This is a genomic window from Zhihengliuella halotolerans (genome assembly GCF_004217565.1).
GTDB classification, from domain to species: Bacteria; Actinomycetota; Actinomycetes; order Actinomycetales; family Micrococcaceae; genus Zhihengliuella; species Zhihengliuella halotolerans.
Genome location: NZ_SHLA01000001.1, coordinates 2050328 through 2062876, shown reverse-complemented (window position 1 = coordinate 2062876; position 12549 = coordinate 2050328). Strand labels below are relative to the sequence as shown.

Sequence of the window (12549 nt, the reverse complement as noted above, 5' to 3'; positions counted from 1 at the left end):
GGTCGTGGCGGGACGACAGGAGCAGGAGCATGGGCAGGCCGGTGCAGGCACGACTCTCACCCGAGGCGATCGCGGACGCCGCCGTGGCGCTCATCGACTCCGGCCATCCGTTCGGGCTCAATGCGGTGGCCCGACGTCTCGGCGTGAAACCGCCGTCGCTCTACAACCACGTCGACGGGATCGACGGCATCGTCGAACTCGTCCGCGGCCGCCTCGCGGCCCACTACCTGGTCGACGTCGACGAGGCCGACGAGGAGGTCGGGTGGGACGAGGTCGTCGAGGCGATGCTCCGGGCAGAGCGCCGCATGTACACCGAGCACCCGCACGTGCTCCCGCTCATCGCCACGAGCACCGTCCGCGACGAGGGTGTGATTCACGCCTACGACCTCAAAGCGACCCAGCTCGTGCGCGCCGGCTTCCCCGAGTCCGAGGTGCTCGTCGTCGTGCAGCTGCTCGACGCCTTCGCCCTCGGATCCGGGCTCGACTACGCGGCCCCGGACGCCGTCTGGGAGCCGTCGGGGCCCACGGTGACCCTCGGTCGCCTACTCGACGCCGGCCCGCGCGGCCGCGAGCGGAACGATCAGGCCTTCGAGATCGGACTCGGCATGCTCATGGCGGGGCTGCGCGAGCGGCTCGCCGCGCACACTGCGCACGCGTAGCTCGGCGTCGCCCCCTACCAGGCGTGGCCCAGGAGGTCGGCGAGGAGTTCGTCCGGGTCGGCCAGCGGCGCTGTCGCGGGCAGGCCGTGGGCTGAGAACCATGCGTGCACGTTCTGGCAGTCGCGTGCCAGCAGTTCAACGCCCTGCTGGTTTCCTGCCAGATCCACCAGCTGCGGCAGGTCGATGACCACCAGGCGCTCGCCGGCGACCAGCACGTTGTAGGGGGAGAGGTCGCCGTGCGCGAAGCCCATTCCGGCGAGTCGGCGCATCGCGTCGACGAGTTGCTCCCAGAGGTAGACGGCCAGCTCGGGGCCCGGGCGGATCTGATGCAGTCGCGGGGCTGCCGCCTCAGGTGAGCTCGGGTCGGCGATGAACTCCATGAGGATCTCCAGCCCGCTCCATTGGACTGGATAGGGAACCGGAACCCCGGCCTCGAAGGCCATGCGCAGGTAGTTCCATTCCGAGGCGGCCCACCGGCCGGCCTCGACGCTGCGTCCGTAGGTCGAGCCGGCCTTGAGTGCGCGGGCGTCGCGGGAGCGCTTGACGGCGCGGCCCTCGTTGTAGATCGCGGCCCGGCGGAAGTTGCGGTGCTTCGGGTCCCGGAAGCGTTTCGCCGCCAGCAGCGCCGACTGGCGCGGGGTGGCGCGCTCGAGCAAGAAGACGTCGGCCTCCTTGCCCGTCTTCAGGACGCCGAGTTCGGTGTCGATGGCGGCCGCGTCCTCGATGACGAAGTCGGGGTACGGCTCGGGGCCGCGCTGGAGTTTCTCGACATCGGGCCACGTGGAAAAGCGTTGGTCGGGTTCGAGCGCATCGTCGAGCATGTTCCAGCCGGCGGGCCGGTCGGGGAGGGTGCGTGAGTGAGTCATCCTGCTCAGTGCACCACGACTGATTGGCTTAAGTCAATGACTTTCATGGTGCGCACGATGCGCGGCACAGGTCGCGGGGCGGGTGCGAAGATTCGCATGAAAATGATGAAAACGTTTGCGCATTTAATGAAAACAGCGCCCAGCCGGTACCGCTGGTCGGGCGACACGAGTCCCCTAAATTAAGGGATCTCGGAGAATTTATAGACCTGTGAGGTGTGGACAAGATGTAGGTAAACGCTTACAGTCGTGTCTCAGGTCACATATCGTCAATGGTGTTGCGGTGGTGGCGTCGCCCTCCGGGACTGCCGGGCGGGCGGAGATCCAAGCAAGGGAGCTGAATCTATGAGTGAAGTTCAACTGTCCAGACGCGGGAAGGGCGGGCCGTCGCGCGGCCGGATGTTCAGGGCGCTGGCCGCCGCCGGAGCCGTCGGCGCGGTGGCGGCGGGGCTGCTCGGTGGCGGCGCGCCGGCGTCGGCCGCGACTCCGGACAACAACGGCCGCGGCGTCGTGTTGAATCTCTTCCAGTGGACGTGGGACTCGGTGGCGGCCGAATGTGCGTCGACGATCGGCGACGCGGGCTTCGGCTACGTCCAAGTCTCACCGCCCGCCGAGCACATCCAGGGCGACACGTGGTGGACCTCCTACCAGCCGGTGAGCTACCAGGTCGAGTCCAAGCTCGGCACGCGCGCCGAGTTCGCGAACATGGTCCAGACCTGCAACGGTGTCGGCGTCGAGGTCATCGCGGACGCGGTGATCAACCACACCACGGGAGCCGGGCAGTCGGGCTACGGCACGGCCGGGTCCTGGTATGCGGAGGACGACTTCCCCGACTACTCCGCCCAGGACTTCAACGACTGCCGTGAGAACATCAGCGACTACTCGGACCGCTGGGAGGTGCAGAACTGCCGGCTCGTCGGCTTGCAGGACCTGCGCACCTCGAGCGGATACGTGCAGCAGAAGATCGCCGACTACCTCGACGACCTGGTCTCCCTCGGCGTCGCGGGTTTCCGTATCGACGCCTCCAAGCACGTTCCCGCGGCGGACCTCGAGGCCATCAAGTCCCGCATGGTCAACTCCGACGTCTACTGGGTGCACGAGGTCATCGGCGCCGCCGGCGAACCCATCACCGAGGACGAGTACCTCGGCAGCGGCGACTCCCACGAGTTCGACTACGCCCGTCAGCTCGAGCACGACTTCGACGCCCGGATCGCGAACCTGCGCTACATCGGCGACAACAAGCTCCCCTCCGACCGGGCCGGCGTCTTCGTCTCCAACCATGACACCGAGCGCAACGGCGAATCGATGAGCTACCAGTGGGGCGCCAAGTACACGCTCGCGAACACGTTCATGCTCTCCTGGCCCTACGGATCCCCGACGGTCTACTCCGGCTACGAATTCTCCGACTTCGACTCCGGTGCGCCCGGTGCCACCGCCGCATCCGTTGACGACGCCGAGTGCGACTCCGGTGCCTGGACCTGCGAGCAGCGCTGGCACGAGATCCAGGGCATGGTCGGCTTCAACAACACGGTCGGCGACGCCGAGGTCACGCGCTGGTGGGACGACGGCGGCAACCACATCGCCTACGGCCGCGGCGACAAGGGATACGTCGCCATCAACAACAACGGCCACGAGGTCAGCCGGACCTACTCGAGCGACCTGCCCGCCGGCGACTACTGCGACGTCATCGCCTCCGGCGACTGCACCCAGACCGTGACCGTCGCCTCCGACGGCACCTTCACCGCGACCCTGCCCGCGTACGGTGCGCTCTCCCTGCACGTCGGCGCGCCTGCCGGGTCGACGCCCGTTCCCGGCGACGGGGACGATGACGAGGCCGGGGACGTGAGCGTCTCGGTGCGCGCCGAGACCACCTGGGGCCAGGACGTGCGCGTCGTCGGCAACCACGGCGCGCTCGGCAGCTGGGACCCGGCCGCCGGCGTCGTGCTCTCCGCCTCGGACTACCCGCGCTGGACCGGAACGGTGGACCTGCCGGCCGGGACCGCGTTCGAGTACAAGTACGTCAAGTACGACGACGGCACCGCGGTTTGGGAGTCCGGCGGCAACCGGGTGGCGACGGTCGGTCCCGACGGGTCGCTCGAGCTGAGCGACACCTGGCGCGACTGATCCGCCCCGAGGTGTGACGAGGCCGCGCCGGCCCCGGGAGGATCGGGGTCGGCGCGGCCTCGTCGCGCCCGGTGCGGGTGCGCGGAGGCTGGGCCGATCGTGTGATCCCTGCTACTCTGGGTGTTGATTACTGACCGATCGTTCAGGAAGGAATTGTCGCCGATGACAACCCAGACGGCCCACGAGGCGCCCCCCGCCGCCCGCCGAGCCCCGATCGTCCCCAGCTACGTGGAGGACGCGTGGTGGACCCCCTCGGACGACAGTCGCACCACCGACGTGCTCGACGCCAACACCGGTGAGCCGGTGGCCCGCTTCGGTTCGCAGGGCCTGGACCTGGCGGCCATGGTGGCGCACGCTCGCGGAACGGGCCAGGAGGAGCTCGGGAAGCTGACGCTGCACGAGCGGGCGCTCAAGCTCAAAGAGCTCGCGATGTTCCTCAACGAGCGCCGCCAGCAGCTCTATGAGGTCTCCTTCGGCACGGGCGCGACCAAGATCGACTCCATGGTCGACATCGACGGCGGCATCGGCGTGCTGTTCACCTTCAGCTCGAAGGGGCGCCGCGAGCTGCCGAACTCCAACGTCGTCCTCGACGGCCCCGCCGAGCCGCTGTCCAAGGACGGCTCCTTCGTCGGCACCCACGTCTACACGCGCATCCCGGGCGTCGCCGCCCAGATCAACGCGTTCAATTTCCCCGTCTGGGGCATGCTCGAGAAGTTCGCCCCGGCCTTCATCGCGGGCGTCCCGACGATCGTCAAGCCCGCAACCCCGACCGGCCACCTCACCGAGGCCTGCGTGCGCCTCATGGTCGACTCCGGCATCCTGCCCGCCGGCTCCCTCCAGCTCATCTCCGGTTCGGCCCGCGAGCTGCTGGACGTCATGGACTACCGCGACATGCTCTCCTTCACCGGCTCGGCGAGCACGGCCAACAGCCTGAAGTCCCACCCGAACGTGATCGACGGCGGCGTCCGCTTCACCGCCGAGACCGACTCGCTCAACGCTGCGATTCTGGGCCCGGACGCCGAGCCCGGCACCCCCGAGTTCGACGCGTTCGTCAAGGCGGTGGTCACGGAGATGACTGTCAAGGCCGGCCAGAAGTGCACGGCCATCCGCCGAACCATCGTCCCGAAGGGCCGCGAGCAGGCCGTCGTCGACGCGGTCTCGGCGCGCATCGCCCAGCGCGTCGTGGTCGGCGACCCGCGCGGAGAAGGAACCACGATGGGTGCCCTCGCCTCGCTCGACCAGCTCCGGGACGTGCGCGGCGCGGTCGAGGCCATGCTCGCCGCCGGCGGCGAACTCGCTTACGGGACCCTCGACGCCCCCGTCGTCCGCACCGCGGGTGGGGACGACGCCGTCGTGCCCGCCGGTGCCTTCATGTCGCCCCTGGTGCTGACGTGGGACGACGTCGACGCCGAGGCCGTGCACTCGCAGGAGGCCTTCGGCCCCGTGACGAGCGTCCTCGGCTACGAGGACGTGAACGACGCCGTCCGCCTCGCCGCTCGCGGCGCCGGCTCGCTCGTCGCGACCGTCTGCACCAACGACCCGGAGACGGCCCGCGCGCTGACGGTGGGCATCGCCGGTCACCACGGCCGCGTGCACATTCTCAACCGCGAGACCGCCCGTTCCTCGACGGGGCACGGCTCGCCCGTTCCGCACCTCGTGCACGGCGGCCCCGGTCGCGCCGGCGGCGGCGAGGAGCTCGGCGGCATCCGCTCCGTCAAGCACCACATGCAGCGCACGGCCCTGCAGGGCTCACCCAACCTACTCACCGCGGTGACCGGCGTCTGGCACGCGGGCGCCGACCGCGTGATCGCCGGCAGCGAGGCATTCGGCGCCGATCCTTCCAACACGCACCCGTTCCGCAAATCGCTCGCCGAGCTGCGCGTCGGCGACGCGTTCGCCTCCGACCTGCGCCGGGTGGACCTGGAGGACATCCTCGCCTTCGCCGAGACGACCGGGGATACCTTCTACGCGCACACCGACGCGAAGGCGGCCGAGGCCAACCCGTTCTTCCCCGGCCAGGTCGCGCACGGCTACCTGCTCGTCTCGTGGGCGGCCGGGCTGTTCGTCGAGCCGGCGCCGGGGCCCGTGCTCGCCAACTACGGGCTCGAGAACCTGCGGTTCATCACCCCGGTGGCCGCCGGCGACTCGGTGCGCGTGACGTTGACCGCGAAGAAGATCACCCCGCGTGTCACCGACGAATACGGTGAGGTCGCGTGGGACGCGGTCCTGCACAACCAGGACGGGGAGATCGTCGCGAACTACGACGTCCTGACCCTCGTCGAGAAGGAAGACACGACCTACAAGAACTGGGCCTGACCGACGAGTCGAGCGGCGCCGGGTCCCTTTGGGAACCGGCGCCGCTTTCGCAGTTTCAGGTGGAGATGAGACCCGGATCTCGCTAGGTTGGCTAGGGACCAGAGTTCTGACGACCGATATCTGAGGTGTCCAGCATGACTGCGCTGTCAAGATTGGCCAAGCGGTGGGGGCTGCAGACGAGCTCCTTCCTCTTCTTCGTTTCAGCCGGAATCGTCGTGGTCTTCGCGGCGCTCACCATTGCGTTCGTGGAGCCGATGGGTGACGCCTTCGGTGCCGCTTCCACCTGGCTGCTGACCAACCTCGGTTGGTTCTACATATTCGGTGTCTCGGTCTTTCTCCTCTTCCTGATCTATCTGGCGATCAGCCGCTGGGGGCGGGTCAGACTCAGCGAAGAGGACGAGGGGCCGGAGCACTCGGACAAGGCGTGGTTCGCCATGCTGTTCGCGGCCGGCATCGGAACGATCCTGATGTTCTGGGCGGTCGCGGAGCCGGTCAATCATTTTGCGAACCCGCCGCGGGCCGGCGTCGAGCCGTCGAGCATCGAAGCCGCGCAGGAGGCGATGGGTTTCACGCTCTACCACTTCGGTCTGCACACGTGGACGATCTTCACCCTCCCCGGTCTGGCCTTCGCGTACTTCATCCACAAGCGGCGCCTGCCGCCTCGGGTCAGCTCGATGTTCCAGCCGTTCCTCGGTGAGAAGATCCACGGGCCGATCGGGCGGGCCATCGACGTCATCGCGATCGTCGGCACGGTGCTGGGCGTGGCGGTCTCGATCGGTCTCGGTACGCTGCAGATCAACGCCGGCCTCTCCGACCTGCTGGGCATCAGCGAGTCGGCCGGCGCCCAGCTCATCATCATCGGCGTCGTCACGGGCGTGGCCATCCTATCGGTGGCGGCGGGCCTGAACCGGGGCATCAAGGTCCTGTCCAACACCAACATCCTGGTCGCGATCGGCCTGCTGCTGTTCGTCCTCATCACGGGCCCGACCCTGGTGATGATCAAGGGCACCGTCGAGAGCGCGGGCACGTACCTCTTCATGCTGCCGGAGCTCATGTTCTGGAACGACACCTTCCACGACACGGGCTGGCAGGGCAGCTGGACGGTCTTCTACTGGGCCTGGACCATCACCTGGTCGCCGTTCGTTGGCATCTTCATCGCCAAGATCTCCAAGGGCCGCACCATCCGGCAGTTCATCACCGGTGTGCTCGGCCTGCCCACGCTCTTCACGATCGTGTGGTTCGGCATCTTCGGCATGGGCGTGTTCGATATCGAGATGAACGGCGACGGCGGGCTGGTGGAGCGCGTCGTCGACCAAGGGGACATCCCCGGCGCGATGTTCGAGTTCCTGACGAACTTCCCGCTCGCCACGCTCACCTCGTTCGTGGGCATCGTCCTGGTGGCGGTCTTCTTCATCACCTCCATGGACTCGGCCGGCCTGGTTCTCGATACCATGACCAACGGTCACGAAGATCCGGCACCCACCAAGCAGCGCGTCTTCTGGACGTTCTCGGTGGGCCTGGTGGCCGCGGCCCTGCTGATCGCCTCCGGCGACGAGGGACTGTCGGTCCTGCAGGATTTCATCACCGTGGTCGGCTTGCCGTTCTTCGTGCTCGGCTTCCTGATGATGGCCAACATGCTCCGGGCGTTGAAGGAGGACGCCGGCGAGCTGCCTCCGCTGCGGACCCGCCGGTGGCTGCGCGTCCTGCCGCCGGAGGAGTGGCTGCGCCGCCGTCGTGCCGGAACCGTGGAGGACGCGGTGATGGTCCCCGAGCCTGTTCCGGGCACCGAACCCGAGTACTCGGACGACCCGGTCGAGTCGCCTGCGGACGCGGATGACGCGGGCATCGCGGATGAAGCGCCGGCCGGCACGGGCGGGCGGGGTGCCGCGGACGACAAGTGAGACGAGCCGGCCCCGGCACGACGGATCGTGCCGGGGCCGGCTGGTGTGTGTGGCGGCGGCCTAGTAGGCCTTGACGCGCTGCTCCACGATGATGTGGATCAGTGCGAAGGAGCCGTTCCTGCTGGCCTCGAGGGCGGCCTCCACGGCCGCCGGCACGTCGGCGTCGCGCTCGACGCGCACGCCGAAGCCGCCGAAAGCCTCCGCCATCTTGGCGAAGTCGGGATTCAGCAGCTGGGTGCCTGAGACGCGCTCGGGATAGTCGCGCTCCTGGTGCGTACGGATCGTGCCGTACTCCTGGTTGTCCATCACGACGACGAGCGGGGTCGCGCCGTACTGCGCGGCGGTGGCCAGCTCCTGGCCGTTCATCAGGAATTCGCCATCGCCGGCGATCGACACGATGGTCCGGCCCGGGTAGTTCAGCGACGCGGCCACGGCGGAGGGAATCGAATAGCCCATGGAGCCGTTGCGGGCCGAGAGCATCGACGCGTAGCCGTTGGTGGGGAAGTAGCGGTGCGCCCAGTTGGTGTGCTCGCCGGCGCCGAAGGTGACCATGGCGTCGTGCGGCAGCTTCGGGACGAGGTTGGCCATGAGGGTAGCCATGCGCGCCTGGCCCTCGCCCGGGGCCGCGTCCGGCAGCGCGGCGAACTTCTCCTGCTCGCCGCGCATGCGGCCCGTCCACTCCTTCCAGGACTCCTTGACGTCCAGATCCATGCGGACGAGGTCGCGCACGAACACGTCCGGCTTCGCGACGATCTGGTGGGAGACGGGGCCGGAACGACCGCGCAGCGACGGGTCGATCGTGACGAGGAAGTTCTTCTGGTCCCAGTTCTGCCGGATGTTGAAGCCGTCCGTGATCACGTCGCCGGGGACGGTGCCGACGAAGACCAGCAGGTCGGTCTCCTCGAGCAGGTCGTAGGTCGGTTTCGGGCGGCCGTAGCCGATCGGCCCCACGTAGGAGGGGGAGTCGAACGGGACCGTGCCTTCACACCGCCACTCGGCGGCGGCGGGGAGATGGTGGGACTCGAGCCACTTCGTGAACTCGGCCGCGCCCTCGTCGGTCCAGTCGTTTCCGCCGAAGATGAACAGCGGCTTCTCCGACTCCTTCAGGGCCTCGTTGAGGGACTTCCAGTCGGCGACGGTCATGCCGCCGTAGGCAACGGGGATCGGCGGGTGCAGCCGGGCCGGGACCTGCTTCTTGATGATGTCCTCCGGCAGCCCGACGACCACGGGACCGGGCCGGCCGGACACAGCGGCGAACATCGCCTCGGCGACGATCTCCGAGGCGCGCTCGGCGTGGTCGAGCACCATGACGCGTTTCGCGCCGGTGCCGAACCAGGCCTTCGGATCGAACTCCTGGAAGGCCTCTTTCTCGCGGTGCTCGTAGGGTATGAGGCCGACGAAGAGGACCAGCGGTGTGGAATCCTGCCACGCGGTGTGCAGCCCGACGTGGGCATTGGCGGCGCCGGGGCCGCGGGTGACCATGGCCACGCCGGGCACCTGGTGCATCTTGCCGTCGGCCTCGGCCATATAGGTGGCGCCGCCCTCGTGGCGGCAGACGACTGTGTCGATCTCCGAATTGTGCAGGCCGTCGAGAACGTCGAGGTAGCTCTCGCCCGGGACGACATAGGTGCGCTTGACGCCGTGGGCCTCGAGCGTGTCGACGATGACGTGACCGGCGGTCTTGGTCGGGGTGTCGACGGATCCGACCAGATCGGCCGGAAGCGTTTCAGTCATGGAGGTAGTGCCTTTCGCCATTGAAAGTCAGGGACCACTCCAAATTACCGCAAGAGGCTTGTCAGGGACGAAGCAGGGTGGTAGCTGTGACGAAAAGCAGGCCCCGCGCGCATCATGTGACGCGCGTGGGGCACAAAGCGCGCGGGCACGACGCCGTCGCCGGCACCGACCGGGGCGGGTCTCAGTCGCGGTAGGGGCTGGGCGGATAGGCGGCCGCCGAGCCGCCGTCGTCGTGCTGTGCAGCCGAGCCGGGCCCGCCCGGCTCGGCGCCGGAGCGGCGCAGCGCGCCCCACACGAAGAACCCGTAGCCGGCGACGAGCAGCTGCAGCACGAGCGTCAGGAGCGTGCCGAACGGGGGAGTGCCTGCGAAGAGGGTGGCGATGGATCCCGCCGAGCCAATGACGACGGCGATCCACGCGGCGCGCACGCCGTTCGCGATGCCCACGAACGCCGCCGTGACGACGGCCGTGGCCGCGTACGCGAGCCAGATGCGGCCCGTGGCCGCCCCGAACGCATAGCCGTTGAACAGGAACGGGCCCCACTGGGCGGCGGTGAGCAGGAGCGCGACAACGACGCCGGTGAGGACCCGGCCGGCCGTGAGCGGCGCGGGCGCGACGGCGCGCGTGAAGCGGCCGCGGAGATCGAACGAGCTGAAACGCCACAGGCCGTAGGCCGCGACCGCCAGGGCCGGGACCGCGAAGTACAGGCCTTCGTAGCCGAAGGAGAGCGCGAGCACGAGCGGGCCGGCGAAGACCGCGAGGATCTGCGCCCACCAACCGAGGTCGTTGCGGTGGGCCAGGAGCATGAGGGCGACAGCGGTCAGCAGGCTGCTGATCGCCGCCAGCGCGACCTGGGTTCCGGAGTCGGTGCCGAACGGCTGATTGAAAAGGGTACTGAAGAGCTCATCCACGACGAGTCATCCTACCGTCGAAGGCTGTGCGCTGCCGACGCGTCTACTTGCCGCGGGTGTGCAGGCCGTCGAGCATCATGCCGATGGCGTGCTCCTCGAGCGCCTCGGCGCTGACCGGGCCGTCCGGGCGGTACCACTCCACCAACGAGTTGATGGTGCCGAAGAGCAGGCGCGTGGTCGTGCGCGGGTCGATGTCCTCGCGCAGCGACCCTTCCTGCTGCGCCGCGACGACCAGGTCGGAGAGCCGGCGGTCCATCGCGCGGCGGCGCTCGAGCGCCGAACGTTCGACCTCGGTATTGCCGCGCAGGCGCAACAGCAGCGTGACGTACTGCTGGCGCTCGACGAGGACGCGGATCGTGCCGCGGAGGAAGAACTCGAGCCTCTCGCCAGCGCTGCCGGCGCGTGCGCGTTCGTCCTCGCCGACGGCCTCGAGCGGGGCCAGCGCGTGGTCGAGGGCGAGCCGGAGCAGGTCGCCCTTCGACGGCACGTGGTGATAGATCGCCGACTTGCTGATGCCGAGGTTCTCGGCCAGCGTCCCCATGGAGGTGGCGTCGTAGCCGTGCTTGTTGAAGACCTGCACCGCGATGTTCAGCACGGTCTCCTGATCGTAGCCGGGCCGGCCGCGGCGCGCGCCGTCGTTGTGGCCGGATTCAGTGTCGGTCGTCGTGGGCATGGTCTCTATTCTTTCACGCGGGTCCCGGTCTACTTCTCGCGCAGGTCGTGGATGCGCTTGAGCTTGCCGACTGATCGCGGCAGGGACTCCGGGTCGACGACGTCGATCCGGCACGTGGAGCCGACATGGATCTTGATGAGCTTCTGCAGTTCGGCTGCGGCGGCTGCGGCCCGATCGGAGCTGCAGTCGTCGCGGCGCTCGACCTTGACGGCCAGCTGGTCCATGCGCCCGGGGCGGGTGATCTCCAGCTGGAAGTGCGGGGAGAGGCCGTCGACCTTGAGGAGGAGCTCCTCGATCTGGGTCGGGAAGAGGTTCACACCGCGCAGGATGATCATGTCGTCGCTGCGGCCGGTGATGCGCCCCATCCGCCGGTGCGCCGGGCGGGCGGTGCCCGGCAGCAGGCGCGTCAGGTCGTGGGTGCGGTAGCGGATGATCGGGAGGGCCTGCTTGGTCAGGGACGTGAAGACCAGTTCGCCGTGTTCGCCGTCGCCGAGGACTCGCGTCTCGTCGAAGGCGTCGACGATCTCGGGCCGGAAGTGGTCCTCCCAGATATGGGAGCCGTCCTTGAACTCGTCGGACTCGCCGGCGACGCCGGGGCCCATGACCTCGGAGAGGCCGTAGATGTCGCAGGCGTCGAGGTCGAACATCTCCTCGAGCTCTCGGCGCATCTCGGCGGTCCACGGTTCGGCGCCGAGCACGGCCTTCTTCAGCGACGTCGCCCGCGGGTCGAGGCCGGCGCGCTGCATCGCGTCGCCGATCGTCAGCAGGTAGGTGGGCGTGCAGAGGATCGCGTCCGGGGCGAAGTCCTGGATGAGCGTGATCTGCTTTTCGGTCTGCCCGCCGGACATGGGGATGACGGTGGCACCAAGCTGTTCGGCGGCGGCGTGCGCGCCGAGCCCGCCGGTGAAGAGTCCGTAGCCGTACGCGTTGTGCACGCGCCAGCCGGGCTTGACACCCGAGAGGCGCAGGCAACGCGCACCGAGACGCGCCCAGTTCTCCAGGTCGCTCTTGGTGTATCCGACGACGGTGGCGCGACCCGTGGTGCCGGAGGACGCATGAATGCGGGCGACCTCCTCCCGCGGGACGGCGAACATGCCGAAGGGATAGGTCCGGCGCAGGTCCTCCTTCTCGGTGAAGGGGAACTTGGCCAGATCGGTGAGCTCCTTGAGATCCGACGGGTGCACGCCGGCGTCGTCGTACTTCTCCTTGTACAACGGGACGCGGTTGTACGCGTAGGCGAGGGTCTCCTGGAGTCGGGTCAGCTGGATCGACTCGATCTGATCCCGGCTCATCGTCTCTTCCGGATCCAGCGGGTTGGGCAGATCCGGGATGGTCTCGGCGGGTGCTTGCGTCATTGCTGCGTGCCTCG

At 68.6% G+C, this 12549-nt stretch carries 9 protein-coding genes; 4 read left to right on the top strand and 5 right to left on the bottom strand.

The annotated features are described in order from the left end of the window. Positions 1 to 29 precede the first annotated feature (29 nt). Entirely contained in the window at positions 30 to 659 is a 630-nt protein-coding gene (locus EV380_RS09370) for a TetR/AcrR family transcriptional regulator (RefSeq protein WP_165391923.1), read from the top strand. Positions 660 to 673: 14 nt separating this feature from the next. On the opposite strand, the gene EV380_RS09365 is transcribed toward EV380_RS09370, so the two are convergent. Then, on the bottom strand, positions 674 to 1525 hold the full coding sequence (locus EV380_RS09365; RefSeq protein ID WP_130450928.1) for a serine protein kinase RIO: 852 nt from the start codon (positions 1523 to 1525) through the stop codon (positions 674 to 676). A gap of 342 nt (positions 1526 to 1867) precedes the next feature. On the opposite strand from EV380_RS09365, the gene EV380_RS09360 reads away from it, so the two are divergent. The 3 genes from EV380_RS09360 to EV380_RS09350 all read left to right on the top strand — a co-directional run bounded on the left by EV380_RS09360 (position 1868) and on the right by EV380_RS09350 (position 7863). Then, positions 1868 to 3646: a carbohydrate-binding module family 20 domain-containing protein gene (locus tag EV380_RS09360; protein ID WP_242607565.1), complete on the top strand. Its 1779-nt coding sequence runs from the start codon at positions 1868 to 1870 to the stop codon at positions 3644 to 3646. 162 nt (positions 3647 to 3808) lie between these two features. Then, positions 3809 to 5962, top strand: coding sequence for a phenylacetic acid degradation bifunctional protein PaaZ (gene paaZ / locus EV380_RS09355; RefSeq protein WP_130450926.1), 2154 nt, complete (start codon positions 3809 to 3811; stop codon positions 5960 to 5962). A gap of 134 nt (positions 5963 to 6096) precedes the next feature. Then, entirely contained in the window at positions 6097 to 7863 is a 1767-nt protein-coding gene (locus EV380_RS09350) for a BCCT family transporter (RefSeq protein ID WP_130450924.1), read from the top strand. A 60-nt stretch (positions 7864 to 7923) separates the two neighbouring features. Here the strand turns inward: EV380_RS09350 and EV380_RS09345 are convergent, their stop codons facing one another. The 4 genes from EV380_RS09345 to EV380_RS09330 all read right to left on the bottom strand — a co-directional run bounded on the left by EV380_RS09345 (position 7924) and on the right by EV380_RS09330 (position 12535). Continuing rightward, positions 7924 to 9597 carry a thiamine pyrophosphate-dependent enzyme gene (locus tag EV380_RS09345; RefSeq protein ID WP_130450922.1) on the bottom strand — a complete coding sequence of 558 codons (1674 nt, stop codon included), beginning with the start codon at positions 9595 to 9597 and terminating at the stop codon, positions 7924 to 7926. A gap of 181 nt (positions 9598 to 9778) precedes the next feature. Further along, complete coding sequence (locus EV380_RS09340; protein ID WP_130450920.1) at positions 9779 to 10507, bottom strand: nicotinamide mononucleotide transporter; 729 nt, start codon at positions 10505 to 10507, stop codon at positions 9779 to 9781. Positions 10508 to 10550: 43 nt separating this feature from the next. After that, positions 10551 to 11180, bottom strand: coding sequence for a TetR/AcrR family transcriptional regulator (locus tag EV380_RS09335; protein ID WP_102159110.1), 630 nt, complete (start codon positions 11178 to 11180; stop codon positions 10551 to 10553). Positions 11181 to 11209: 29 nt separating this feature from the next. Next, on the bottom strand, positions 11210 to 12535 hold the full coding sequence (locus EV380_RS09330; RefSeq protein ID WP_130450918.1) for a phenylacetate--CoA ligase family protein: 1326 nt from the start codon (positions 12533 to 12535) through the stop codon (positions 11210 to 11212). Positions 12536 to 12549: the final 14 nt, after the last annotated feature.

What these genes read in the sequence shown, in the direction of transcription:
- EV380_RS09360 (WP_242607565.1), top strand. Translation starts at nt 1,868, where the DNA reads ATGAGTGAAGTTCAACTGTCCAGACGCGGGAAGGGCGGGCCGTCGCGC.
- EV380_RS09370 (WP_165391923.1), top strand. Translation starts at nt 30, where the DNA reads ATGGGCAGGCCGGTGCAGGCACGACTCTCACCCGAGGCGATCGCGGAC.
- EV380_RS09365 (WP_130450928.1), bottom strand. Translation starts at nt 1,525, where the DNA reads ATGACTCACTCACGCACCCTCCCCGACCGGCCCGCCGGCTGGAACATG.
- EV380_RS09335 (WP_102159110.1), bottom strand. Translation starts at nt 11,180, where the DNA reads ATGCCCACGACGACCGACACTGAATCCGGCCACAACGACGGCGCGCGC.
- EV380_RS09345 (WP_130450922.1), bottom strand. Translation starts at nt 9,597, where the DNA reads ATGACTGAAACGCTTCCGGCCGATCTGGTCGGATCCGTCGACACCCCG.
- paaZ (WP_130450926.1), top strand. Translation starts at nt 3,809, where the DNA reads ATGACAACCCAGACGGCCCACGAGGCGCCCCCCGCCGCCCGCCGAGCC.
- EV380_RS09330 (WP_130450918.1), bottom strand. Translation starts at nt 12,535, where the DNA reads ATGACGCAAGCACCCGCCGAGACCATCCCGGATCTGCCCAACCCGCTG.
- EV380_RS09350 (WP_130450924.1), top strand. Translation starts at nt 6,097, where the DNA reads ATGACTGCGCTGTCAAGATTGGCCAAGCGGTGGGGGCTGCAGACGAGC.